15 protein-coding genes and 1 pseudogene are annotated in these 25,098 nt (G+C 69.7%); 8 read left to right on the forward strand and 8 right to left on the reverse strand.

Annotation, left to right across the window (positions count from 1 at the left end):
- Nucleotides 1–77: 77 nt before the first annotated feature.
- Entirely contained in the window at nt 78–6,635 is a 6,558-nt protein-coding gene (locus ABT122_RS02175; protein WP_351543932.1) for a LamG-like jellyroll fold domain-containing protein, read from the forward strand.
- Nucleotides 6,636–6,793: 158 nt separating this feature from the next.
- On the opposite strand, the gene ABT122_RS02180 is transcribed toward ABT122_RS02175, so the two are convergent.
- The gene (locus tag ABT122_RS02180) at nt 6,794–7,360 is read right to left on the reverse strand and encodes a TetR/AcrR family transcriptional regulator (RefSeq protein WP_351543935.1); all 567 of its coding nucleotides are present in this window, start codon (nt 7,358–7,360) and stop codon (nt 6,794–6,796) included.
- 257 nt (nt 7,361–7,617) lie between these two features.
- Here ABT122_RS02180 and ABT122_RS02185 point away from each other — a divergent pair.
- Nucleotides 7,618–8,010 (forward strand): annotated as a pseudogene (locus tag ABT122_RS02185) (nitroreductase/quinone reductase family protein); the annotation flags it as partial.
- 344 nt (nt 8,011–8,354) lie between these two features.
- Here the strand turns inward: ABT122_RS02185 and ABT122_RS02190 are convergent.
- Nucleotides 8,355–8,966, reverse strand: a complete 612-nt coding sequence (locus tag ABT122_RS02190; protein ID WP_351543938.1) for a hypothetical protein — start codon at nt 8,964–8,966, stop codon at nt 8,355–8,357.
- 124 nt (nt 8,967–9,090) lie between these two features.
- On the opposite strand from ABT122_RS02190, the gene ABT122_RS02195 reads away from it, so the two are divergent.
- Nucleotides 9,091–9,936 carry a DUF3626 domain-containing protein gene (locus ABT122_RS02195; protein ID WP_351543941.1) on the forward strand — a complete coding sequence of 282 codons (846 nt, stop codon included), beginning with the start codon at nt 9,091–9,093 and terminating at the stop codon, nt 9,934–9,936.
- 547 nt (nt 9,937–10,483) lie between these two features.
- On the opposite strand, the gene ABT122_RS02200 is transcribed toward ABT122_RS02195, so the two are convergent.
- Nucleotides 10,484–10,972, reverse strand: a complete 489-nt coding sequence (locus ABT122_RS02200) for a protein-tyrosine phosphatase family protein (RefSeq protein ID WP_351543943.1) — start codon at nt 10,970–10,972, stop codon at nt 10,484–10,486.
- Between the two features lie 1,351 nt (nt 10,973–12,323).
- Here ABT122_RS02200 and ABT122_RS02205 point away from each other — a divergent pair.
- Entirely contained in the window at nt 12,324–13,247 is a 924-nt protein-coding gene (locus ABT122_RS02205) for a ribosome-inactivating family protein (RefSeq protein WP_351543946.1), read from the forward strand.
- Nucleotides 13,248–13,473: 226 nt separating this feature from the next.
- Here ABT122_RS02205 and ABT122_RS02210 read toward each other — a convergent pair whose 3' ends face one another.
- Together ABT122_RS02210 and ABT122_RS02215 are read right to left on the reverse strand one after the other, a co-directional pair.
- Nucleotides 13,474–13,611 (reverse strand): hypothetical protein, encoded by a 138-nt coding sequence (locus ABT122_RS02210; protein WP_351543948.1) that lies wholly within the window; start codon nt 13,609–13,611, stop codon nt 13,474–13,476.
- A 240-nt stretch (nt 13,612–13,851) separates the two neighbouring features.
- A complete protein-coding gene (locus ABT122_RS02215; protein WP_351543950.1) occupies nt 13,852–14,475 on the reverse strand; it encodes a hypothetical protein in 624 nt (207 codons plus the stop codon).
- Nucleotides 14,476–14,620: 145 nt separating this feature from the next.
- Between ABT122_RS02215 and ABT122_RS02220 the strand changes: the two genes are divergently transcribed.
- The gene (locus ABT122_RS02220; RefSeq protein ID WP_351543952.1) at nt 14,621–15,046 is read left to right on the forward strand and encodes a hypothetical protein; all 426 of its coding nucleotides are present in this window, start codon (nt 14,621–14,623) and stop codon (nt 15,044–15,046) included.
- A 195-nt stretch (nt 15,047–15,241) separates the two neighbouring features.
- Here the strand turns inward: ABT122_RS02220 and ABT122_RS02225 are convergent, their stop codons facing one another.
- Nucleotides 15,242–15,817 carry a TetR/AcrR family transcriptional regulator gene (locus ABT122_RS02225; RefSeq protein WP_351543955.1) on the reverse strand — a complete coding sequence of 192 codons (576 nt, stop codon included), beginning with the start codon at nt 15,815–15,817 and terminating at the stop codon, nt 15,242–15,244.
- A 101-nt stretch (nt 15,818–15,918) separates the two neighbouring features.
- On the opposite strand from ABT122_RS02225, the gene ABT122_RS02230 reads away from it, so the two are divergent.
- The 3 genes from ABT122_RS02230 (at nt 15,919) to ABT122_RS02240 (ending at nt 20,180) form a co-directional block, all read left to right on the forward strand.
- Complete coding sequence (locus ABT122_RS02230) at nt 15,919–16,836, forward strand: NmrA family NAD(P)-binding protein (protein ID WP_351543957.1); 918 nt, start codon at nt 15,919–15,921, stop codon at nt 16,834–16,836.
- 457 nt (nt 16,837–17,293) lie between these two features.
- Nucleotides 17,294–17,908, forward strand: coding sequence for a choice-of-anchor C family protein (locus ABT122_RS02235; protein WP_351543960.1), 615 nt, complete (start codon nt 17,294–17,296; stop codon nt 17,906–17,908).
- A 565-nt stretch (nt 17,909–18,473) separates the two neighbouring features.
- On the forward strand, nt 18,474–20,180 hold the full coding sequence (locus ABT122_RS02240; protein ID WP_502976081.1) for a BCCT family transporter: 1,707 nt from the start codon (nt 18,474–18,476) through the stop codon (nt 20,178–20,180).
- A 517-nt stretch (nt 20,181–20,697) separates the two neighbouring features.
- Here the strand turns inward: ABT122_RS02240 and ABT122_RS02245 are convergent.
- Entirely contained in the window at nt 20,698–20,901 is a 204-nt protein-coding gene (locus ABT122_RS02245) for a hypothetical protein (protein ID WP_351543963.1), read from the reverse strand.
- A 250-nt stretch (nt 20,902–21,151) separates the two neighbouring features.
- Nucleotides 21,152–24,448, reverse strand: a complete 3,297-nt coding sequence (locus tag ABT122_RS02250; protein ID WP_502976082.1) for an RHS repeat-associated core domain-containing protein — start codon at nt 24,446–24,448, stop codon at nt 21,152–21,154.
- Between the last annotated feature and the right edge of the window lie 650 nt (nt 24,449–25,098).

Raw genomic sequence — 25,098 nt, forward strand, 5'->3', positions numbered from 1 at the left:
AACAGACCCCGGAGGGGCTGTTCAACACCCAGGGCAGCCGCTACTGGACCAGCCCCGACCCGCGGTACCGGGGATCGGTGTACGAGCGGCAGCCCGGGATCTGCCCGTTCACCAGCCTCCCGCTGGTCCCCGTCACCCCCGATGTCCCGCACCCCGAGACCGCGCTCCGGTTCAACGGGTCCTCCCACTATCTGAACATGGGGGACGCGCCCGCGCTGAAGTTCCAGGGCCGCGCCTACGCGGTGGAGGCATGGGTCAGGCCGCGGGGGGCGGGCGGCCCGGTGCTCGCGCGCTGGTCCGGCGCCGCGGGCCAGGGCGGCTTCCAGCTGCGGGTCACCGGCACCGGCCAGGTGGCACTGGACCACAGCGGCGGTACTCTCACCTCTCTCCAGAACATCCCGGCGGACACCTGGGCGCACATCGCCGCCTCCTTCGACGGCACCACCGCGACCCTGTACGTCAACGGTGAGTTCGGCGGCGACAAGCCCCTCCCGAGCAACGGGGACGGTTCGGCGCTGCTGCACATCGGGGCCAAGGCGGGCGGCCCGCACTACAGCGGCGTCATCGACGAGGTGCGGATCTGGAACCGGGCACGCGGCCAGAGCGAGATCGCCGACAGCAGCCGCTACCGGCTGATCGGCAACGAACCGGGGCTGGTGGCCTACTACCGCTTCGACGAGGGCAGCGGCACCACCGCCTACGACCAGACCGACACCGCCGCCCACGCCAACCTGGACAGCGCCCCGCAGTGGGTGACCTCCCAGGCTCCCGTCGGCGAACACCCCGGAGTTCGCCGCGACAGTTTCGCCCTCGGCGGCCGTGACATCGTCTCCGGACTCAGCTCCGCTCTCTACTACCAGCAGGAGGACGCGGTCGCCGACCAGGGAGACGCGCCCAAGCCCGCCAAGCGCAACGCGCGGGTCCTGCTGGCCTGTGCCACCCGCCCCTCCGGCAACGCCACGGCCGATGCCCATGTCGCCGCCGTCGATTTCGGCGTCGGCATCGACGGACGCCTCGCCGACATCCCCGATGTCGTCGCCCTCGCCGAACTCGGCCGCCCCGTCGAGCAGACCAGCGACCTGGTCAGCGCCCAGCAGCAGATCCTCACCGGCCTGGAGCAGCAGGCCATCGCCATCGAGAACGAGATCACCGCCCTGACCTCGGAGAAGGCGACCCTGGAACAGGCGATAACGGCATCCAACAACGCCGCCGCCGGCGACCCGACCCGCTGGATCGTCAGACTCTCCAGCGCCTTCGGTGTCCTGGGTCCCTCGAACGGGGGCCTGACACAGGCGACCCTGATCGGGCCCGTGGGCACCAACGCGCCCCACACCCGATGGCGGCTGGTGCGGGCCGGCACGGCCTCCCGGTACGGCAACCCGACCTACGCGCTGGTGAACGAGAGCGCACCGGGCATGGGTGTGCAGACTGTCTACCGTTCCCACCACGGTGCCGAGTTCCAGCCCCTCAACACCTCCGAAGTGCACCAGCAGTGGTACGTCCGCGGCTCATGGAGCACCAGCGTGCAGCTCCAGAACGCCGGGCAGGACGTCTGGATGGGCATCTTCTCCTTCTGGCAGTTCACCGACGAGGGCACGGCGGTCGGTTACACGGTCGAGAAGGTGGGGGTCGTCCCGGACACGACGCTCCAGGCCAAGGCCGACCGCATCGTCGTGATCGACGGGCTCCTCGCCCAGCGCAACAGCGACCTCGTCGCCAAGCGGGCCGAGATCCCGCCCGCCCGCGAGGAACTGGCCCGCCGTACCGCCGCGCTGCTGGGCGAGGCCGACCTGGTCCTGCCCGTCCCCCACATCGCTGTCGATGTGCGCGGGCTGAGCAGCGCGGGTGCGCTGCTCACATTCGCCCGGACCTCCGCCACGCCGTCGGTGATGGACGGGGCGGCCGGCCGGGTCGCGCTCTACTTCCAGGGGTCCAATGGCCAGTTCTTCGCCGCCTATCTCGACACCGGCACGCTGCGGGGCGCGCAGCAGCTGACCGGTGGCGGGCAGACCGTGCTGCTGACCGCCCGGGACCCCGGTGTGGACCTGAGCCCGAGGACCACGAGCATCACCGTCACCGATCACACGGTGAACGGGGCCGCGGTCGCGGAGCTGTGCGATCTGACGGTCACGAGGGGCGCGGAGAGCGAATCATTCCGCGGGCTGCCCCGCGCGGCGGGGGAGCTCGCCGCGGTCGTCAACGGGGCGCCCTCGGAGGGCGTCCCCGTGGGGACGGTGGCCTCGGTCCAGGGCGGTACGGTCACCTTCGCCGCAGGCGTCCCGGTCGCGCTGCCCGCCGCCGGATATCTGCGGATCGGGGGCGCCTGCCACCGGGTGACCAGCGCCGTGGAGCCGGGTGCGACCACGGTGACCGTGTTCCCCGCTCCGGCGGCAGGCGGCACGGCGGGGGCGGCGGGGGCCCTGGTCCGCTACGACATCTCCCTGGCCACGGCCTCCCGCCCCGGCGCCTCACTCGCCGGGGGGTCCCGGTGGATCACTGTCGGAGCGGCCGGCGCCGATCTTCCCGTACCCAACGGCACGGCGGCACCGCGGGCCTCAGGGTACGGCTCCAGGTGGCGGGGGGACTCCCCGGGCCGGGCCTTCGACTTCGACGGCATCGCTCAGCGCCTCACCCTGCCGGACAGCCGGCTGGACCAGGTCGCCACCCCGGCCGGAGACCTGACCGCCGAAGCGTGGATCAACCCCGGCAGGGCACCCGGCGCCCGGGCCCGGCTCCTGCATCTCCACCGGGGACAGACCAAGGCGGCGCTCGCCCTGGTCCCCGGAGACCCCGTACGGGGCGGGATACTGCTGGACGGCACCAACGACGACATCGCGATCCGGGATCTGGACCCCACGCAGACGGCCTTCACCATCGAGTGCTGGCTCCAGCGCACCACCGGCCGTACCGTCGTCGACACCATCGTCGCGAGCAGGTGGACCGGTCTGTCCGTGGGCTTCACCCCGGAGGGGAAGTTCAGCTTCACCGTGGGTTACGGGAGCACCGCGCAGACCCTCACCACCAGCGGTGCCTACACCGACGGCAACTGGCACCACTGGGCGGTCACCTTCGACCGCGCCACCCTGGCGCAGGTCATCCACCGCGATGGCATCGAGGTCGCCCGCCGCACCGCCACCACACTGCCCACGGGCTCGGACTATCTCATCATCGGACGCACCGATGAAGGTTCACCGTACAAGTACTTCTCCGGCGCCCTGGCGGAGTTCCGCACCTGGAGTACGGCCCGCACCGCGGCCGACATCCACGCCGACCGCTTCCGCCGCGTCACCGCAGGCGAGACGGGGCTCAGCGGGGCCTATCTGTACGAGAAGAACCGGCTGGGTATCCCCTATGCCGACGGACAGCCGCTGTTCACCGACATCAGCGGCCAGAACCGCCACGGCGAGGTCGACGGCGAGCCCGCCGCAGCCGACTCCGCACTCACGACCTACCGTGTGCAGGCCGCCGTCGGGGACAAGGCGCGCACCGGACGGGAGAGCTACCCGAGCGGGGAGTGGGCGCATCTGGCGGCGGTGTACGAGCAGTCGTGGGCGCTGCGGTTCGACGGCGCGGCCTGGGCGGAGACTCCCGACGCCGATCAGCTGGACATCACGGATGATCTGACCGTCGAGGTCTTCGTCCATATCGACTCGACCGCCACCCGCCAGGGCCTGGTGTCCAAGGGCCGTCTCGGGGAGGGTACGGACGCCGGCGTCCCCTACCAGCTCTCGCTGCTGGCCGGAGGGAGGCTGGAGTTCGCCTTCGAGGAGCCGGGCCCGGTCGTCAGACGCTTCACCACGGCCACCGCGATCAGCGCGGGGTTCCACCGGATCGGAGTCGTCCGCAAGGCCGGAAGCACGACCCAGGAGGTGAAGGGCAAGCGCACCTTCCCCGTCACCGACGCGTCCGGTAACACCGCGAACCAGGAGTTCGACGTCGTGGAACGGGTCGATGTCGCGGAATGGCAGGACATCCGGGTCGTCGTCGACGGTACCGAACTCGCCCTCGGCACCTCCACACCCCTGCCGGGAGTCACTCTCCCCGAGAGCGGCCGGTACACCGGCCCCGGCCCCCGGGGCAACAGCGGGGCGCTGGAGATCGGGCGCGCCCGCGACGGCGCCGCCGTCCACGGTCTGACCGGCACGATCGGCGAGGTGCGGATCTGGGGCAAGGCCCGGGAGAACAATCAGCTCGGCACTCCCGTCCTGCCCCGCGACGAGGGGCTCGTCGCCCGCTGGACGTTCGAGGAGAACGAGGGCAACACGACCGCCGACCCCGTCGGCGGCCATGACCTCAAACTGCGCCGGGCCCGCTGGGCCCCCGACCCCGACCCGCTCGCGAGCCGCTTCCTCCTCCACCGCAACGGCCGGACCATCCCCGCCGACGTCCCCGTCACCAACCCCCTCACCGACTGGGGCGATGACCAGTTCACCCTGGGCGCCCGGAAGAACAGCGGTACCTTCGGCGACTTCTACACCGGCACTCTCGAAGAGGTACGGCTCTGGCGCACCGCCCGCGCCCCCGAGCAGATCCTCGACAGCCTCTTCACCCGTCTCAAGGGCGACAAGCAGGACCTGCTCGGCTACTGGCCCTTCGACTCCGACTCCACCACCGCCACCACCGATGCCGTCGCGGACCTGTCACTGCGCGGCAACCACCTCGATCCCGGCACGGACGCCACCCGCCCCCGGATCGTCCTGTCCACCGCACCGGTCTCCGCCGACACCGCCGCCGTCCGCTCCGCCCTCGCCGGCGTCCGCACCTTCTTCCAGGAACGCGTTTCCAGCCCGCCGGCCGCCGCGGAGTACGCCGATCTCCAGTACACCCCCGACGGTCAGGCACAGGGTGTCCTCAAACGCGCCTACACGCACACCACCGACGGCGCGTGGCACTTGATCACCGGCTACAAGGTCGGTGACCTGATCACCGAGTGGGTCAGCCAGGTCCAGTTCGATCCCCAGCTCATCGGCTACATCGAGGGCGCGCCCCCGGTCCCCTCGGAGAACCTCACCGGCAAGAGCGACCCCGCCGGAGCCTCCAGCGTCACCTTCAAGGAAGCCGACAAGGTCACCTCCGTCCTCGGCTCCGCCGGCACCGGCCGCTTCGATATGTCCTTCAAGGCAGCGGTCAAGGCCAACGCCAAATGGGGCGCCATGTCGGTCACCGCGCCACTCGGCCTCGGTGTCTCCAACCCGATCGTCTCCATCGAGGTCAAGGGCAGCGTCACCAACGCCACCGACTACGCCAGCACCTGGACGAATGAGGTCACCGTCTCCCAGGCCACCACCGTCGACCGCAACACCACCGCCGCCCTCACCGGCTACTGGGAATCCCCGGCCGGCATCCGCAACACCACCGTCGGCAGGCGCTACCTCCCCGACAACAAGGGCTACGCCCTGGTCCAGTCCGAGACCGCCGACGTCTACGCCCTGCGCCTCGCGCACACCGGCGCCCTGGTCGCCTACCGGATGCTCCCCAACCCGGACATCCCCAAGGACTGGAACATCATCACCTTCCCCATCAACCCCCAGTACACCAAGCAGGGCACTCTCGACGGCGCGATCGGCCTCACCGACCAGGGCGGCAAGATCCTCGACGAGGCCTACCCCACCGCCGCCCAGTACGGCGAATACAGCTACTTCAAACCCCGCGAGGCGTACGCCATCAAACGCCGCATCCTGCGCGAGCGCCAGGAACTGGAGAACTTCTACGCAAGCGTCTCCACCGGCGTCGGCGACCCCGACCCCACCGCCGAGCAGGCCGCGAAGATCCTCAAGAACTTCACCGGCATCACCCCCGCCAAGCCCGACGCGAAACCGGACACCGAATCCGCCGGCGCGTTCGCCAACCGCAACATCGCCAACACCTATGTCTGGACCGCCGACGGAGGCTTCTTCTCCGAAACCACCGGCACCATCGACGTCGTCAACGAAACCGTCTCCGGCTCCTACACCTGGACCAACAAGGTCACCGCGTCGCTGGAGATCAACATCCTCATCTCCGGCGCCGGCGTCGGCTATCAGATGGACGCCACCTTCGGCGGCGGCTACTCCCAGACCCGGCGCCGCTCCCAGGAGACCAGCCGCGGCCACAGCCTCGACGTCATCTGCAAGCCGAACCGCGACCTCCAGAAGTACAGGGCCGACGGAACCCCCGAATACCTCAACGACAAACCCGTCCTGGTCCCCGGCAAGGTCGACGCCTACCGCTTCATGACCTTCTACCTCGCCCAGGACACCACCCACTTCGACGACTTCTACAACAAGGTCATCGACCCCACCTGGCTCGCGAACAGCAACGACGCCAACGCCAACGCCCTGCGCCAGGCCCGCCAGAGCGACACCAAACCCCCCTGCTGGCGCATCCTCCACCGCGTCACCTTCCTCTCCCGCGTCCTGCCTCCCGTCACCAGCGACACACCCCCCTCCCTGGCCAGGGACATGCGCACCATCGACATCCCCAGCAACTACGAACTCATCCGCCGCCTCGACCCCTACGTCTCCACCGCCGCCACCACCCTCCCCTCGCTCACCGACGCGACCCGCACCGCGCTCGCCGCCCACCTCCCGGCTCTCGCTCCCCACGCCCAGCAAATCGCCCGGCTTCTCGCCGCCTACTACGGGGTCACCGAATGACCCCGGGCATGTGACGAGGGACCGCGGAGAGCCGGCCCGGCTGTCGTCGGAGGCAGCCGGGCCGTACCGCGTCACCCTCGCACGGCCCCGGGAATCCGTTCGTCCACCGCGGCGTCGTCCGCCGGGCGCTCGTGACGTGACACGGGGAGGGGAGGTGGTCAGTCGCTGCCCGGCAGGAGCCGTTCCAGGTAGATGTCCAGGGCTTCGGCCGCGCTGGCCGGGGGCAGTGCGGTGGGAGCGGTGACCGCGTCGAACATGAGGCCGTCGACCAGGGCGAGCAGCAGCCGGGCGTCCCGGGCCGGATCGAGAACGAGGTGGCCGGAGGACGGGGCGGGGAATGAGGCGAGCGTCCGCCGCAGCTCGTCGTGGATGGCGCCCAGGGTCGCGTTCTGGATGGCGGCAAGCGTGGGCGAGGTCGTCGCGCGCGCGGCGAAGGCGAGGTAGACGCGGCATTCCGCGAGGCGCTGCGCGTCCAGCGGAAGGAGCTGCCGCAGAGCGGCTCCCATCGCCCGCCGGCGCCCCGCGGCGGACTCCAGGCCCGAGATACGGGCGCGTGTGCGGTCCACCACCTGCCGGAAGGCGAAGGCGAGCATCTCGTCCTTGGTCGAGAAGTAGTACTGCACCGCTCCGATGGACACCCCCGCGGCGGAGGCGACCTCCCGCACGCTGACCTGGTCGAGCCCGCGAGTGGCGGCGATACGCAGCAGGGCATCGGCAAGCTTCACCTGACGCGATTCCTTCATAACGACTACAATACAGTCGTATGGGACATAACCGATTCAATCCATCCAGAGCACTCGGACTGCTCACCGCCACCACGATCGCGGCCGTCCTGGTGTGGGCCTGGTGGCTCATCGACCCCAGCGCACCGCGGGGCGCCGTACTGCCCGCCGCCCTCAGCGCCGCTCTCGCGGCCAATATCGCCCTGACACTGTCCAGCGCACGGTTCAAGCGCGCCCTGGTCACCCCCGTACAGCGGTATCTGATCAACCCGCCCATCCGCCTGTTGCTGCGCATCGGGCTGATGCCGCTGGGCTACGCCCTGCTGGAGACCCGCGGGCGTGTCAGCGGCCGGCGCCGCGCCACCCCGGTCGGCAACGGCCGGCGGGGAGACACCTTCTGGATCATCGCCGAACACGGCCAGCGAGCCGGATACGTACGCAACATTGAGAAGAATCCGCAGGTCCGCGTCAGGCTCCGGCAGGGCTGGCACTTCGTCTGGAGAGACGGCACAGCTCATCTGCTCCCCGACGACGACCCCTGCGCCCGGCAACGGCAACTCGGCCGCCACCACCCCCTGCGCGCCCTCAACGCGGTCGTCGTACGTGTCATGGGAACCACCGAACTGATGACCGTCCGCATCGACCTGCACGACACCCCTCGGCGGAGCGCGCTCGACCCGGACGTGCCGGCGGGCCGGAGGCAAGGGGCGTCCGGCCCGGGGCCCACTTCCCGCCCCAGGGCCGCCGTACCGGCCCGGCACGCGCCCGCCGGGTGAACCCATCGGGCAGCCACAGGGTGTTGAGTGCCACGAGTACGCACATCCCGGGGGGCGTCGGGCTCGTCACCTTCCGCCCCGGGAGCGTTCGGCGCTGTCGGGGCCTGACCTGACGCGGTCCACCGCTCTCCCCGAACGCACAGAACACTGTGCTGGTACGAGCCCTCGGCCGGTGCGGGAGCCTCCCGAGCCAGGCCAGAAGTGCAGGCCGACGAGTGGTGTCACCAACCCGCCGCCCCGAGCCGGCGGCGGTCGCCGACTGCGGTCACGCCTCCGCCCAGATGACCGAGCGCCTCGGGGAGGAGCCCGGCCGGACTTCCCTTGACACGGCCCGCGCCGCGAGCTTCCGCACCGGCAGGGCTGTCCGGACGGGGCCGGGGTGGCGCGACGTGCGGTCCGCCCGCCGAGCCGTTCACGAGCCCCGCCGACAGCCGGTCCGGGCCGTCCGTCATCCGCGTCGCCGGGTGCCATCGGCCGGCGGATCGCGGCACCGTGCACAGCGCGGGCCGCAGCCGAATCACTTGAGTGCGTACGCGCACGCGCTGCTCCCCGGAGCGGTGGAACCGGGCGCCGTGCCTTTCTGTGCAGCTGCGGTCTTTGAGGAGTCGTACGACGAGTTTGAGGCTGATCATGCTTTCGGTCAGCAGTTGTCCGCCGCTGGCGATATCGCCGGCGTGGCGCAGTTGGCGCACGCGGTCCTCGATGCGGGCGGCGCGGCGCTCTTGCCGAGGGCGTCGTGCGTCGGTGATCTGGCCGGCCGCGGCCGGGTCGGCGGTCAGCCACGCCCTCGGCGAGGCGGTCAGCAGGACGAAATGCCTTCCGTCCGCGGTCATGATCCTCCATGCTTCCGGCGCAAACGCGGTGTCCGCCGAGCCCATGCCATGGACTTCAGGCGAGGCTGTCGCTGTCCCGCAAACTGACGTGCGTTGCGCAGTACCGTCCGTGCACACTCCACGCATGGGTGCTGACAGTGTCGTATCGCTTCAGGAGAAGGCTCTGCGGTATGTCGCGGCTTCCTGTGGAGGAGAGCCACTCACCGGAGACCTCCGGGTGACGATGCATTTCCATCCCGACCGTCCCGCAGGGGATCGTCCGACTCTGGCCCGGATGGTGGAAGACGGTGCCTACCGGTCGCAGTTCGTGACCGGAACGAGCAACGGTGGTCTCACCGCCCACCCTGGTGGAGACAGGTGGCGTTGGGAGAGTCGCATCTTTGGCGGTGCGTACGACGATGCTCCGGATGACCAGCGCCCTGTATACGGTGCGCTGAACTACCGCCGTGATCCGGTCGGTGGCGCACCGCGGTTCGGCTCTTCGTACTTCAGACTCACCACCGAGACCCTGATGCGCACCACGTTCTGCTACCCCGACAGTTCCACCGAGCCGTCTGACTTCGGCACAGCGGATCGCTGCTCGCTCATCGGGCTGGCTGAGGTGGGCGGGCTGGACGCCCTGGACGGTCACATCGAGGCACAGATTCACGGACGGGTCAGGTTCGGCTGTGACGTCGAGGCGCTGGTGCTGGACCCGAGCTATCGCGGCACAGAGGTTGAGTCCGCGGCTCATCGCCTTCCGTGCCCCATCGAATGGCACCCAGGTTTTCAGCTCAGCGTGGCTGAACTACGACGTCACTCACACTACCGGGGGCAGGAATACGTCGACCTGGGTGCTGAGATCGCCGTTGACGGCCTTCTCAACCCCAGAGTCATCGGGGATGTCGCCCGCGCTGGCCGGTACAACCTTCAGGACCTCAAGAAGGTCTGGCACTGCCTGGCACGTTTCGGAGTACGCACCGCCCGCTGAGCGGCAATGCCCCTTCGGGGCGTGATGAACAGGGTGATCACGCCGAGCGGAGACCTGACAGAGCGTCACTCGACAGCTTCCAGGGCCGCGAGGTGGCCGGCCGGCTGCCCTGGGCTAGTGCCGCCCGCTGATGGGCGGTGCTCCTGTGGATAGGGCGCCGGGCCCGGTGATGGTGGTCGGCGCTCGGGCTTGTCCCGTCGGACTCCTCGCCGTCGAACTGGGAAACCAAGGGTCTGGTTGGTGTGGGCGGCGGTGAGCCACCGCTCGGGGTCCGGCTCGACGGTGACCGGCTCCCACCACGTGAACCCTCGCGGCGAAGGCTTCTCGGCCGGCGGGTGGACCCCCGGGGCGAACCGGTGCCGGGAGACCGTCTCCACAGCCTGACGCCGGCCATCGGCCCGCTCGTCACGCACCACCGCAACAGCCGGCCCGCGCCGAAGCTGTTCGGCACGCTGCTCACGTTCGGTGTCGTCGCCCCCCGCAGGCATCACCTGGCGCCACCCGCGCCCTGACTGCCCACACTTTCCGTGGAATCCGGTTGTCGAGATCATGCATGTGTGAGCAGTTTCCCTGTCCACTCCCGTTGTTCGGCGGTATCCGGGACGGCGAGGCCCCGGGCTTGTTCGAGCCGGTTCCACGCTGTTTCGGGATCGACACCGTTGAGGATGAGGAGTGCTGCGGCGAGGAGGGACGCCCGTCCAATGCCGAAGCGGCAGTGGGTAACGACGTGTGCGCCCTCGCGGAGCCGTTCGGCGAGGGTGCGAAGTGTGGGCAGAACCGTGGCGAGATCGGGGACGGTGCGGTCGGCTATGGGGATCGCGACGAATTGCAGCTCTGCGGCGACTGCTTCCCGCTCTTCCGCCCCGAGCCCGAGTTCGTCGAGTTCGGGCCGAGTGAGCGCGCATACCAGGATGTCAACGCCGGCGGTGCTCAGCGCGTTCATTTCGTCCGCGAGCCAGTCCATGCCCCGGGGCTTGGCCATGGTGCTCAGTTGTCCGAGGCCGGGCAGGGCGACAGTGAACAGGGATGGTCTCATAAATCAGCAGCACTTTCGATCGGTGGTGTCGTTGGATGACCGGACAGTTGGTGGCAGGGGGCGACCGGCGACCACCGCACTGCCGGGACCGGCCTCCCACCGCCCTTCGCGCGCCCCGCAGACGCTGGACGGGCGATACGGTCGTCGGTGTCGCCGGCACGCCGGCGAGCGCATGTACACCAACCATCGCCCCGGCAAGGGCCGCATCCGTGTCGAGATCGACGCGACCGAGATCCCTGAACCGCTCGCCGAACTCGTCCCGCCCGTCTCCCCCTCCGGGCGGTGCAGTTGGCCGAGAGCCTCACTGCCGCGCACCGCCGCTTCTGTGGTGACGGGCGGGAGCCCGGCGCCGGTGACCGGTGGGCAGGATCGGTTTGACGGCGGCCGTCCCGCCGGCTTTCGGCGGCGTGCGCGAGGTGGTCGACCGGCTCCATCACCGCCGCAGGAAGCCGCCGAGCGAACACACCCGTGGCCTGGCTCGCCGACTGCCGCCGGCTCCGCCACCGACACGAACGAGGGTAGAACAGAACCCTGCTTGCGCCGGCATCGCCCGCACCATCGTCAACTGCGGCGGACACGCCGAACAAGAGGACCTCCTTCGTTCGTGGTTTTCCACGATGCCCGGGAATCTCATTGTCTGCCAATCTATGAGTGACGCCGCACTTCTCATCCGGAGTCGGTCGCCGAGAACGGCCGGTTCCGGGCGTGTTCAGAGAGCCACCGCAGGTGCAGAGATCAGGCCGCGTGCGAGAAATCGACAGGAGGGATGGCAAGGCGTGATTCTCGGACGGTGGACCGGCCTGGAGAGTGTCCCCCGCCGTCCGGCAGCGGCCTGCCAGCACGTGTTTCGGCGCACTGGACGTCCGCCGGCACCACGGCATCGCGAGAATGGCATTCCTGCACGGAACGCCGTGCCATTCCCTGAAGCACCGTGGTGAGCGAACTGGGCCGCGCCGATTCCCCCTGCCCAGTCCGCTTGCCTGCCCACCACCCGCAGAGTCGTCGTCCCCGGGCTCCTTTCACCGCCGGTCCGGGAACGACACGTAACTCGCCTTCCACAACGGATGGCTGGGCCCGGTGCCCGACGCCTGTCTCTCGGAGGGCAGCGAATCGGCCGTCAGGAAACGGGGCGCTCACATCACGGCGGTCAAGCTCCTCCGGCACTGTTCAGCATCAATCGTAGCGACCCGAGAACACCAGTCGCCGGCATGTCCGCAGATGCCCACAGGCCCAACAAATCAATACAGTTGGGGCCACACCCGAACGGGCACCACCACACCTGCCCCGCCACCCGGCCATTCCTCGACAGAATGAACCGGAACTACTCACTCAAGAACAGGAAAAAATGCCGGTGAAACCCTTCTTCCGCAGTCATGCGATACGCTTCCTCGCCATACTCACGGCAATCGCAGCTCTCTTGGGCGGTACGCAACTGGTCTCCGCATTACCTGCGCAAGCCGCCACCAGCCATCACTGGAACGTCATGAACTGGAACATCACCAACCTGGGCAATGGGAACAATATCGCGGCCGCGAATCGGTACCGGTCCATGCTGAGCGAGCTGAGGAATCTCTCCGCCCACAATGTTACCAACGGGTTCATGAGAACCATGACCGAAACCGAGCGTTACGCGGAAATACGGGTGATCGACAACAACAACATTTCGGCTCCCCACCGTCTCACGATTTATGTGCGACTCGACAACCTCTACGTCGACGCCTTCACCGCCAACGGCAGCACCTTCGCCTTCAACGACACTCCCGGTTACTTCGCCACGCGATTCTTCAACGCCTACCCCGGCGGGAACACCCTGGTCAGGACCATGCCCTTCTCCGGGGCCTACGGAAGTCTCGATGCCGATCAAAATCGAGCCAACCGAGATTACAGAGGCCCGAGCTTCGGCGCCGCCATCAGCGATCTCCAGAACATGAACTCCAACAACTTCAGCGCTCGCAAGTTCGCCATGGCGGTCCTCATTGGAGCGGTCTCCGAAGCGGCCCGGTTCGGATGGATCGAAAGCCGAATCGCCATGTCAATCAGCCACAACGGAGAACTCGACGGCACTAACCGCTACTACCACATAGGCGGATTCGGCATCAGCCTGCAGAACAACTGGTCCTCCCTGTCCCGACTCGTCTACAGGGAGCTGAACAACACCGAGCATTACCCGGTTCAGATCAACGGCCACAACTACACCTCAACGGGCATGATCCGCCATGGGTCCAGTACGGCGCCCGCGATCGGTCTGCTGGTGACCTACGGCGGAGCCCGCTGAGGCCCGCCGCCCCGTGAGCCGGCGACGGCTCCCGGCGGGCGGGCTCTGCCGAACAGCAGCCTAACGCTCCGCCACAATCCCGGCGAAACCCACGCGCCCAGCCTGTACCAGGCGCGTGGGCCACTGGTATTGCGTGCTCAGTGCCACCGCAGCCAAGCCGTGCACATCACCGTCGGCACCGTGGTCCGAGTCCCGTCACGGTCTGCGCTCCGACCTCGTGTCGCACCTAGAGCTTGCTGATGCGGCGTTCGACGGTGTTGCGGTACTTGCGGGCCTCCCGGTCGAAGACCGGGAGGCCCGCCGACGTCGCTGTCCCGTCGTTTGGGGTTGGCGGTCTGGTCGGGTCGGCGGGCTGTGGGATCACGGCCCGGATCACGCGTCTGCGCGGATGCCCGCGGATCGCGCGGGACGAGTACGCCTTGTCGGACGGCACGACCACAAGCCGGGTTCCGGGCCGGCTCTGCTCCGTTCCCCCCGGATCTCCGCCAGAACCGGAACGTCCGGAACGCCCCCGCCGCCCTCCCGGTTGGTGCCCGTGACGCTGGGGCCTCGGGACGCCGCACACAAGATCATCGCGTGGCCCCGCCCCTTTCGGGCTCACCCCTCAGTACCCCCAGCTGGCGTAGACGGTGACGTTCTCGCCATTGTCCTTGGCTCCGACGCACACGTCACGCCAGTCGAGCAGCCAGCCGCTGGAGCGGCAGCTCTCCTGCTGGAGGCCCATCGCGCGGAGGATTTCCGGACGGGACAGGCCATCCTCGCTGGTGACCGTCGCGGCGCGCCAGCAGCCGCCGGAACCGCAACTGGTCCCTTCGTTGACCAGGGTGATGCCTGGCGGCAATGAGGGGAGCGCCTTGGACGGCGGGGCGTCCGAGCCTTCGCTGATCATCAGCGCGTACAGAAGGCCGACCACGAGGGTGAGGGCGAACTGCATTCCCAGGAAGCCGATCGCGCTGTCGCGGAGGGAGATCCATTTCGGGGAAGGATGGTTCTCGTGCCGTCCTTCCAGTCTGGTGCCGCAGGCGATGAGCAGGGGCGCGAGAGCTGTGAACACGAGATGCGCATCGGGCCTGGGAGCCTCGATCCAGCCCTGCTGGACGCCGATCAGCAGACTGGCTCCGGCGAGCAGTGTGCCGCCGATCGCGAAGCCGACGGGGCGGGTGCGGGCGATCGTCATCCAGACGGCGGCGGGCGCGACGGCGAAGAGTATCCCCAGGATGATCAGCATGTACGGGGGACGTGCGGCCCTGAGCGCCGGGTTCCGGACGGCCTGGGCTCACCTCGGGCCAGCAGGATGCCGGAAGGGGCGGACGGGCGGCGGCGGTTGAGCGGATGCGTCCCTTTCGATGGCACGGACGGTAGGGGCGGTACGTGTGGCGCAGACCCCCGCCGCGCCCGGGACGGCGCGCGCCGCTCCAGCGGCACCGTCCGGTGGGACGGTCCCGCCCCTCGCCGACGCCGGCCCGGCAACCATGTCGGAGCGCGTCGCCCCGGTCCCGCAATCGTTCACCCGCCGGCCCCTGAGCGCACGCGAGAACATCCAGTTGGGCGCTCCCCGGCGAGGAGGCGATCACGCCGCCACGGCCGCCGCCGACAGCGCCGGGGCCCGGCAGCACGCCCAAGCGGCCGTCGCCGCGACCGGGAAGTCGGGCCGTCCGGAGGTCCCGGCGGAAGCGACCCGGGTGTGCGCGACCCCGCTGCGCCGCCGGGGCCGCGCGGTGGCCGCCGTACGGCTGCTGGAGAACACCATCGCCAGTCTCGGCGCCGGGGCCGGAGCGGCGGGCCGTGCCGCGCGATGAGGCGGCGGCAGCCGACTGGGGGAAGAAGACCTGGGCTGACGTGGAAGGACCGTGGCGGCCCTCGTCCGCCTGGCTCGTTGCGAAGGCGGAGCCGGATTCTCGATGACGCTGCCTTCCGCCCGCACCGGCCCGCTGCGGCGTGGGTGAGCAGCGTGCGGGCCGGGTTTCACCGCTGTCGCCGCTGGACGGGCTGGTTCAGGAGTCGGTGGCCCGCCCGGCGGGGCTGAGTCCTTCGACGGCGAGGTGGAAGAGGCGATCGGCCTGGGCCGCGGGGTTGCTGTGGCGCTCGGTGGCCAGTGCGATGCCGGTGGCGAGAGTGAGCAGGTCGTGGAAGGTGACGTCCGGCCTGACCGCCTTGTCGCGGATGGCTCGCTGGAGCAGGAGCGTGCCGGGCGCCTCGATGATGTCGGCGCAGGAGTGCGGGCCGGGCTTGTCGGTGGGTGGCTCGTAGCTGAGGGTGTCGGCGAATCCGCGAGCGGAGACGGCGTAGACGACGACACCGTGGAGCCACTCCAGGAGCGCGGCGCGGCTGTCGTCGGCCCCGCTCAGCCGGTGGGCGTGCTCGCACAAGCCCTCGATGCGCTCCTGGAAGACGGCTTCGAGCAGTGCGCGGCGCGTGGGGAAGTGACGGCGGACGGTGGCCGATCCGACGCCGGCGGTGCGGGCGATCTGCTCCAGGGAGGCATCGGCGCCGTGCGTGGCGACCTCGGCTTCGGCGACGGTGAGGATGCGCTGGTAGTTGCGGCGGGCATCCGATCGCTGACCGGTCATGATCTCCTCATTTGCTCAACGGCGGGCCCCGCCATATCTTACCGGAAGAGAAACGGCGGGCCCCGCCGTTTCTGTACTCCGGCCCGTGAGGAGCAGCAACCATGCCCACCCACAACGGCACTGTCCTGGTCACCGGAGGTACCGGCCGCCAGGGCGGGGCCACCGCCCGCGCGCTTCTGGCCGCCGACGTACCGGTGCGCGCGCTCGTGCGCGACCCCCGCTCGAAGTCCGCCAGGGCCGTCGAGGCGCTTGGCGCACAGCTGGTGAGGGCTGATCTCTCCGACCCGGCCTCCCTCGGCCCGGCCGTCGAGGGAGTCCACGCGGTGTTCTCGGTGCAGATGCCGCCGATGACCGAGACCAGCGTCGACTTCGCGGGAGAGCTCGCGCAGGCCGCCAACCTGATGGACGCGGCGAAAGCGGCGGGAGTGCGGCACTTCGTGCAGTCCTCGACCAGTGGAGTCGGTGCGCACACCCGGGCCCCCGGCTGGGCCGACGGCCGCTGGGCGGCGCTGGAGGGCTACTTCGACACCAAGCAGGCCATCCTGGAGGCGGTGCGGACTGCGGGCTTCCCCCGCTGGACGGTGCTCAAGCCCGCGTTCTTCATGGAGAACCTGCCCCAGCTGGCGCCCAACGGACCCCGTGGCGGCCTGCTGACGGTGCTCAGACCCGACACCGAACTGGCACTGGTGGCCACGCAGGACATCGGCTCGGCCGCCGCGCACGCCATCGGCAGCCCCGACCGGTTCCACGAAGTGGAACTGGAGCTGGCAGGTGATCTGCTCACGATGGCGCGGATCGCGCGGACACTGTCCGCCGCGTGGGGCGTGCCCGTGACCGTGCCCTCCATGAGCCTTGACGATGCCCTTGCGGCGGGCATGCCGAGGTGGGGCGCCGGACATGACTGGAACAACGAGGTCCTCCAGCCCGCCCGGCCCGAGTTCGCCCGAGCGCTGGGCATCTCGCCCACCACATTCGCCGACTGGGCACACGAGCATCTCTCGCCCGTGTCCCACTCGTGACGGATTCCTTGTCGTTCTTGTCGTAGCGGGTGGCCGGGCCGCCGTGCCGGTGGGCCCCGGTCCGTACCGTACGCCGTTCCGGACCGGGGCCCACGGGGTGTCGGGCCTCGCGCCGTTTCCCGTCCCGTCCCGTCGTGTCCTGCTCGCCGGAGGGTTCCGGCAGTTCTTCCTCCCTCCGGCGGTGATGGAGCGATCACACGGCGACCGTGGCGGGCGGTTCTCCCGGCGGCCCCGGACGCTCCTCCGGTACGGACGGGGGCGCGGGAGGCCGTAGGGGGCGCCTTGGTGTGACGAGCGCTGCTCAGTGCCCCATAGGCGCCGCTCACGGCGGCTGACAGCGTCTGCACCCGGGGCGCGCGGCCCCCTTAGCCTGGATCGCCGGGCCCGACCGGCGGGGAGTGTTCCGCCCGCCATCGCGAGAGCCCGGCCCTCGTGCTCACCTCCCAGGGAGTGCCCCATGTTTTCCTCGCGCGTTTCCGCTGTCGCCGTGGCCGCCGCGGTCCTGCTCTCCGGTGCCGGCACCGGCTCCGGCGCGGTGGCGTCGGTGCCGCCCGTCACCCGTTTCCACGACGGCGGATTCGAGTACCCCAGGGCCCCCGCCGGCCTTTTCACCCCGTACTTCCCGGGGGAGGACATCGGGCCGTGGTCCGTGAGCCGGGGCGCGGTCGACCTGATCGGCGCCGGTACCTGGCAGGCCGCCGAGGGCGATCAGTCGGTCGACCTCAACGGCACCGGCGCGGTGAGCCAGACCTTCGCCACGGCTCCCGGCGGCACCTACACCGTCACCTACGCGCTCGCGGGCAACCCGACCGACACCGATCCCGCCGTGAAGACCGGCACCGTCCTCGTCGACGGCCAGAACGTGCAGGACTTCTCCTTCGACGTCACCGGGAAGACTTACACCGCCATGGGATATGTGACCCGCCGGTTCACCTTCGTGGCGGGCGGCCCCACCACGACCCTCGCCTTCACGAGCACCACCGGCGCGGCCGCCCCCAACGGCCCCGTGATCGACGACGTCTGTGTCGAGCCCCGGCCCCCGGCCCCCTGCCCGTCCTGCGCGTCCGCCTGACGGCCCGGAGCCCGTACGCGCCACGGGCGCCGATGTCAGTGGCGGCTGCCACGCTGGACGGCGTGAACGGTGATGGGCAGCCGCTGCGCGGCCGGGTCCACGGCCGCGACCACGACGACCCGAACCCCGGACGGCCGGTGGCCCGGGGAGGTGGACGACGGCACCGCGCTGCCCGCCGAACACTCCCGATGGCCTGGCGGGCGCACCCGGTATCAGCCGCGCCCCGGCGAACCCCGCGCACCCGGCCCGGGGATCAGCCGCCGGCTCCACCACACCGACGACAACCCCCTGACCGGACCGGCGTCGGCGCCCGGGAGGACATCGCCCTCGGCCAACCCCGGCCAGGTGGCGACAGGGCGGTCCTCGAAGCCGCCCGCCACGCGCCGGCGCCGGCACCGTCCGCACGGCCCTCTGGCGCTGCCGAGGCGGGCACGGGGGGCGACCGCCCACCCGCACAGCGGCGACGACCACGGGCATCGCTCCGGGGAACGCGGGAACCCACACGGGTGGGGCAATCGGCGTGCCATGGTCACATGACGGCTTTTTCCCCACCATAGTGACCCCGGTGAGCAGCGAATCGATCGAAGAGTCAGAGCGGCCGGAGGAGTCCCACCGCCCCGACGGCCGGGACACCTCCCCCGACGTGGTGGTCGTGGTCGTCGGCGTCGCGGTCGTCCTCGGCGTCGTCGCCTGGGCGGCCATCGGGAAGGAGTCCTTCGACAGCGCGTCCAGCTCAGCCCTGGACTGGGTGCTGGGCAACTTCGCCTGGTTGTTCGTGATCGCGGCGGACGCCTTCCTCGTCCTGTGCGTCCTGCTCGCCTTCTCCCGCTACGGCCGGGTCAGGCTCGGCACGGACGACAGCGAGCCGGAGTTCACCAATCTCGCGTGGATCGCGATGATGTTCAGCGCGGGCATGGGGATCGGCCTGATGTTCTACGGCGTCGGTGAACCCCTCACCCACTATCTGGCACCGCCCCCGGGCAGCGGAGTGGAGCCGCGCACCGGCGCGGCGGCGGGAACAGGGCTGGAGTACTCGTTCTTCCACTGGACCCTGACCCCGTGGGCGATCTACGGGATCGCGGGCCTCGCGCTCGCCTACGCGAGCTTCCGCAAGGGCCGCGGCAACCGGCTCAGCTCGGTGTTCGTTCCCTTGCTCGGGGAACGCCGGGCCAACGGCCGGCCCGGTCAGCTGATCGATCTGCTGGCGGTGTTCGCGACCGTGTTCGGGACCGCCACGAGCCTGGGGGTGGGCACCCTCCAGGTCGCGAAGGGCCTCAACCTCACCGCGGGCGTGAAGGACTCGACGACCGTGCAACTGCTCATCATCGTCACCCTGTCCGCGGCCTTCGTGATCTCCGCGTTCACCGGACTCCACAAGGGCGTGAAGTGGCTGAGCACCATGAACATCGTCCTCGCGGCGTGTCTGATGCTCTTCGTGTTCGTGCTCGGACCGACCGTCTACATCCTGGACGCGATCCCGGCGAGCATCGGCGGCTATGTCAGCCAGCTGGTCACGATGGCGACCCGGACCGGCGCCTTCACGGACAGCACCTGGCTGGGCTCCTGGACGATCTTCTACTGGGCGTGGTGGCTCTCCTGGGCACCGTTCGTGGGAACCTTCATCGCGCGGATCTCCCGGGGCCGGAGCATCCGGGAGTTTCTGATCGGGGTGCTGCTCGTCCCGAGCGGGGCCACCGTCGTCTGGTTCTGCGTGATGGGCGGCACCGGTATCCGGCTGGACGCGACCGGCGAGGTCGACATGGCCGCGAAGCTCAAGGACGGCGAAGAGGCGTCGCTGTTCGCGATGCTGGACGCGCTGCCGCTGGGGTCGGTCACCTCCTGGGTGGCGATGCTGCTCGTGATGACGTACTTCGTGACCAGCGCTGACTCCGCGTCACTGGTGATGGGGTCGCTGACCAGCAGAGGCGCGCTGACGCCGCGGACCTGGCTCGTGGTCGTCTGGGGTGTACTGATGGCGGCGGTGGCGGCCGTGCTGCTGGTGGCCGGCGGGCTGAACTCGCTCCAGACCGCGACGATCCTGGTGGCGCTGCCCTTCGTGGTGGTCATGCTGCTGCTGTGCTGGGCACTGCTGAAGGAACTGCGCGCGGACCCCGGCGCCGGACCCGCACGCGGCCAAGCGCTGCACGGCGTACGGGAGGCGGTACGGGCGATGGTCGGCGAGGCGATCTCCGAGGCCGGGCCCGGACGGCACCACCGGCTGCGCCGGATCGCCCGCTCCCGTGGACAGGACGGTACCGACCAGGACGAGTGAGGCACCCGCCGGGCCCCGGGCCGTAATACGGACACTCCCCTTCGGCACGCGTGACGGCCGCGTGGACGCCCCCTGGCCGGGGGTCGCGTCCGCGGCGGGCAGGGCGCTGCTATCAGCCGGCCGTCCCGGCGGCGAAAGGGGCGTCCCGCCAGTGCTCGGCCGCGGGCTGAGGCACCCGACCCGTCCGGGAAGTGAGAGCAGCGGCCTCACACTCCCCCGTCCGCCCGCGCACCCGCACCCCGACGGCGTGGGGACGGTCGGTGGCGGCTTCGACCAGGTGGGGGGCGATGCCGACGCCGGTGACCCGGTCGGCTCCGAGGCGGGTGGCCGCGAGAGCGGCGGCGCACCCGGTGCCGGTGGTGACCCGTGTGCGGGGAGCCGTCGGCGAGGGAGGCGAGCCGGGACCGCCGCGGAGGAACCTCCGGGCCGTCCCGCCCGGGAAGATCGTGCTGTGTCCCACCTCCGGCGGGTGGGTGAACCCTCTCCGCGCATCGGAGTAATCGGCAGGCCGCTTCGGCTAGTCCTTCTGGATTTTCGCCGATCCGCTTCCGGTTCTGAATATCAGCAACCCTATACCCAGAAAAATGATGGGAGCAGTCATGATGAGAGTGAATTCTGCCCCCGCAGCCAACAGGGCAATGACCGATATTGCCATGACCAGAGTCAGGCCGAGTATCACCAGCCCAAGTATTCTGACTATTTTTGCAGTACTGTGATCCACGTGATGCTTCTCCTCCCACCTGGCGTTCACTGCGAGTGAGTCACCTGCGTCACCTCTGGCGCCATTTGATGAAAGCGATGACGAACGCGACGAAGAGAAGCCCTGTCAGGGCTACTGGAAGTTCCATCCCGTCGGGAATCCACGACCCTTTTCCCTGATTTTCTGCGATGTGAAGCACTGGACCTCCGTGTGTCGAGCTCGTGGGGCCGGTGGAGGATATTGACTGCCTCCACCGGCCCCGAACAGAATCCTACGACCAGGCCTGCGTGGTCTGATCTTCGGCGAAGTTGCCTGCGGCATCACCAACAAGTGCGCATCCCGGTGCGGCGGCCGCTCCGGCCGGCCCCACGGAGATCACCGCCCCGGCTGTACAGGCGCTGGCGACCGCTCCGCCCGTTGCCCACCCGAAACCGATGGACGCGGCCTGTCCCCACTCACCGTCTCCGAGAGCGCTTCCGAATGCCTGGGCCGTCTTGACATCTCCCCACGGTGTGACCGCTTCAGCGATGTCGCCGAAACTGAGGAGTCCGGTGGGGTCGATGCGGTTGACGGGGTCGCCTTCGGCGTAGAGGTAGGGGTTCTTCTCCTGGCCGGAGGGGTCGGGCTGGGTGAAGCGGCCGATGTGGGGGTCGTAGTAGCGGGCGGCGTAGTGGTAGAGGCCGGTGGGGTCCTGGTAGCCGCCGGCGAACCGGTAGGGCTGGGGGACGGTCTCGGCGGTGGTGGCGCGTTTCACGCCCCGGGGGCTGTAGGCGTAGGTGTTGACCTTCGTCCCGGCTCCGTCGACGAGTGCGACGACGCTGCCGACCGCGTCGGTCAGGTAGTAGTGGGAAGTGCCCCCGGTGGTCATGGAGTTGAGGGTGCCCCCGGGTTCCCGGTTGAATCCCCGGTCCACGCCGGCGGTGCTGGTGGCCGAGAGGCCCAGCGGACCGTTGTGGAAGAAGGTGTTCCCGAGCCGAATCCGCTCGCTCTGGTCGGTGGAGCCGTACTGCCCGGTGTAGGTGGTCGCGCCGACGGTGAGCGAGGTGAGCTGCGCGTAGTCCGACCACTGCTCGGCGGTGCGGGCGTCCTCGGGGGTGGAGGCCCCGGAGGTCTCGTTCCCGGCTCCGTCGTAGGACCAGCCGGCGGTGGAGCCGTTCTTCGCGGTGATCTGCTGGGCGTCGTTGACGGTGTAGGTGGTGCCGCGGGGGCAGCCGGGGTCGGTGCCCTGCGAGGTGAGGTTCCCGGCCAGGTCGTAGCAGTACTGCCAGGACGCGACGAGGGCCGTGCCCTGTTCCTCCTTGGCGTAGGAGAACCGGCCCGCGCTGTCGTAGCTGTAGGTGGTCTTCAGTCCGGCGACCGCGTCTGTGCGGGTGCGGATCTTGCCGCCGTCCTTGGTGCCGTTGAGGTAGGAGTAGTCCAGCTCGGTCAGGGTCCCAGCGGGCGAGGTGGCCTTGATCTTCTGGGGGCGGCCGGAGTTGTCGGGGGTCACGGTCTGGACGGTTCCGCCGGGATAGGTGGTCTTGGTACGGGTGTCGTTGCGGTTGTACTCGAAGGTGGTCGTCCTGTTGCCGGTCGGTTCCTTGAGCGCGGTCAGCTTGTTGACGGCGTTCCAGGTGTAGTCGGTGACGCCGGCGGGGTCGGTGTAGGTGTCGACGTTGCCCGAGGGGGTGTAGGCGAGCTGTGTCTGGGAGCCGTTCTGCAGGGTGCGGACGGTCTCCCGGGACAGCGGGTCGAACTCGTAGCGGATGACGCCGCTGCCGTCGGAGCGCAGGGTGATGTTGCCGTCGCTGTCGTACTCGTACCGCACACTGGCGTTCGCGGTGGTGACGGTCTTGGTGCGGTCGCGGTGGTCATAGGTGTACGTGGTGGTGGTCCCGCGCCCGTCGGTGACGGTCAGCGGGCGGCCCAGCGAGTCGTAGGTGTAGGTGCTGTGGCCGAGCGGCGCGGGCGGGGTGACCTTCTCCAGGTTGCCCTGGCTGTCGTAGCGGAAGGCCGTGGAGACCGACTTCGTGGCGGTCATCTTCACGGTGGCCTTGCAGCGCTGCCCTTCGAACCCGCCGCAGGTCGGTGTGGCGGGGTTGTGCTCGAAGGTCCGGGTGCCGCCACCGGTGCCGGTCACGGCGACGGAGGTGGTGTTGCCCGCCGTGTCGTAGGTGTAGTCGGTCTTCTCGTCGTCGGCGGTCGTCATCGAGCCGGGGAGGTCCGCTCCGGCGATCGTCTGATAGCCCGTCATGGACGCGGTCGCGCCGGTGGGCAGCTTCGCGGAGGTGGGGTTGTTCCGCCCGTCCCATCCGTAGGCGGTGACATTCCCGGCGGCACCGCTGACGCCCATCGCGTCGGTGGCCGTCGCCACGTTCCGGTTGGCATCGAATGTGGTGGCACGGTTGCGGCCAAGAGCGTCGGTGACCTTGGTGACCTCACCGTCGGCGTTGTGTTCGTACTGGGTGGCGTGCTGTTCCGGATCGGTGACCGTGGTGGTCCCGGCGGCCTGCGGACTCGCCGCGGAGTAGGCGTAGGTGTACGTCGGGCCGGTGTGCCCGGAGCCGTTGAAGGCGGTGGCCCGCAGCATGGAGGTGACCCGGTCGGCGCTGTCGTAGGTGAACACCGTGACCCGGCCCTTGGGTGTGGTGATCTTCGTCAGTCGCCGTGCGGAGTCATAGTCGAAGACCGTGGCCTTGCCCTCGGTGTCGGTGGTCTTCGCCAGATCGCCCGCCGGGTTCAGGTCGAAGACCGCCGTGCGGCCGGTGTGGTCCTTGGCCTGCCACTGGTTCGGATACGTCTTCACCAGGTCGACCCACCGGCCGGAGCGCGTCTCGGTGAGCTTGAAGCCCTTGTGCTCCGTGCCCTGGTCGTGCTGGGTGACGGTGATCTTTCCCTTGTTCCGGTCGGTGACCTCGGTCAGTGTTCCGTGGGTGTTGTAGGTGTCCTTCGCTCCGGACTTGCGGCTGGTGAGCGTGTAGGTGCCGTCCGTGTTCTTCTTCAGGTCCTTCGAGTAGCCCGTCGGCGTCGTGAATCCACCGCCCGAGGCGGGGGTGAAGCGGACCGTGTCGCCGGTCGTGTCATAGAGGACGACCTCGCCCGTGGATATCTTGAGATAGCGCTCGTACCCCTGCCACCAGCGCTGGGACACCTTGCCCCACGGGGCGTCCAGCGAGTTGTAGGTGCGCGTCAGACGGAGGCGCTGGCCCACCCCGGCGATGTCGAAGTCCGTACCGGCCAGCATCAGATTGCCGTTGGAGAGATTGATCCGGGCGACCAGCGAGTCGGTGATCCGGAAGTCGGAGATCCGGTGCCAGGGAACCGCCCCCTGGCCCTCCGGCTCGAACGGGGTAGCCGCACCGGCCCGGCGTGTCTGCGCTGCGCCGCCGCCGGCGGCGACCCGTTTCCCCTGCTCCGCCCGCCACGCGGCCAGCTCCGCCGGGGCCGGGGCCTGGTTCTCGTTGGGCACCGGCCGGTTGGAACCGACCTTGACCGGAGGAGAGGTCAGAGGGGGATCGTTCTTTCCCCAGACGGACGACGGTCCGGGGTCCGTCGGGGCGGCCAGCGCGGGGAGCGCCGTGACCGTCAGGGAGAGAGCGGCGAGACCGGAGACGAGGAACAGGCCGGACCGTCTGCGGGCACGCCGAACGGGCGTGCTCAAGGCACGTGAACCCATGAAGGCTCCAGGAGGGGAGGAGGACGGGCGACCTCACGGCCACCCGGAGGGCCACACGCTGACACAGCGCCTTCACAGAAACTCCGGCCGTTCCCCCGAAGAGCGCAGCTATACGGTACGGAATGAGCCCCTTTGAATCTGTTCCCTGTCAGCGCGTCAGCAGCTCTGCACGCAGGGGAGATCCACCCTCGCGAGAGTCGGCAGAGCCTTGCGTCAGGGCACGAAGCCGGCTGAGAACATCTCCCCATTGAGGGGATATCACGTGAAGAGTGTGCGTACGCCTCTCGGTGCACATCACCCGCTCCCCCACCACGCGACACCAGGGAGGGCCGGAGCGCGGAGGGTCTTCAACGCCCCTCGACCCACCTCCCCGGGGGCGATGTCACGCTCCCGCCGCCGCACCCACCCCGGCAGCGGCGACCGGCAGTGCGGCACGGGCGCGCGGGCAGGCCCGGCCCTGCGATGGGTGGCGAAGGGGATCGCCACGGACCGGGGGTGAGCGGTACGGTCCGCGAACGGCCCCGGGGCCGTTTCCCGGCAGGTCTCTCGGCGGGCCGGCGCTC

This window comes from Streptomyces sp. NPDC001985 (assembly GCF_040296845.1).
GTDB lineage: Bacteria > Actinomycetota > Actinomycetes > Streptomycetales > Streptomycetaceae > Streptomyces.

What these genes read in the sequence shown, in the direction of transcription:
- ABT122_RS02215 (WP_351543950.1), bottom strand. Translation starts at nt 14,475, where the DNA reads ATGCTGATCATCCTGGGGATACTCTTCGCCGTCGCGCCCGCCGCCGTC.
- ABT122_RS02200 (WP_351543943.1), bottom strand. Translation starts at nt 10,972, where the DNA reads ATGAGACCATCCCTGTTCACTGTCGCCCTGCCCGGCCTCGGACAACTG.
- ABT122_RS02225 (WP_351543955.1), bottom strand. Translation starts at nt 15,817, where the DNA reads ATGACCGGTCAGCGATCGGATGCCCGCCGCAACTACCAGCGCATCCTC.
- ABT122_RS02230 (WP_351543957.1), top strand. Translation starts at nt 15,919, where the DNA reads ATGCCCACCCACAACGGCACTGTCCTGGTCACCGGAGGTACCGGCCGC.
- ABT122_RS02190 (WP_351543938.1), bottom strand. Translation starts at nt 8,966, where the DNA reads ATGACCGCGGACGGAAGGCATTTCGTCCTGCTGACCGCCTCGCCGAGG.
- ABT122_RS02195 (WP_351543941.1), top strand. Translation starts at nt 9,091, where the DNA reads ATGGGTGCTGACAGTGTCGTATCGCTTCAGGAGAAGGCTCTGCGGTAT.
- ABT122_RS02235 (WP_351543960.1), top strand. Translation starts at nt 17,294, where the DNA reads ATGTTTTCCTCGCGCGTTTCCGCTGTCGCCGTGGCCGCCGCGGTCCTG.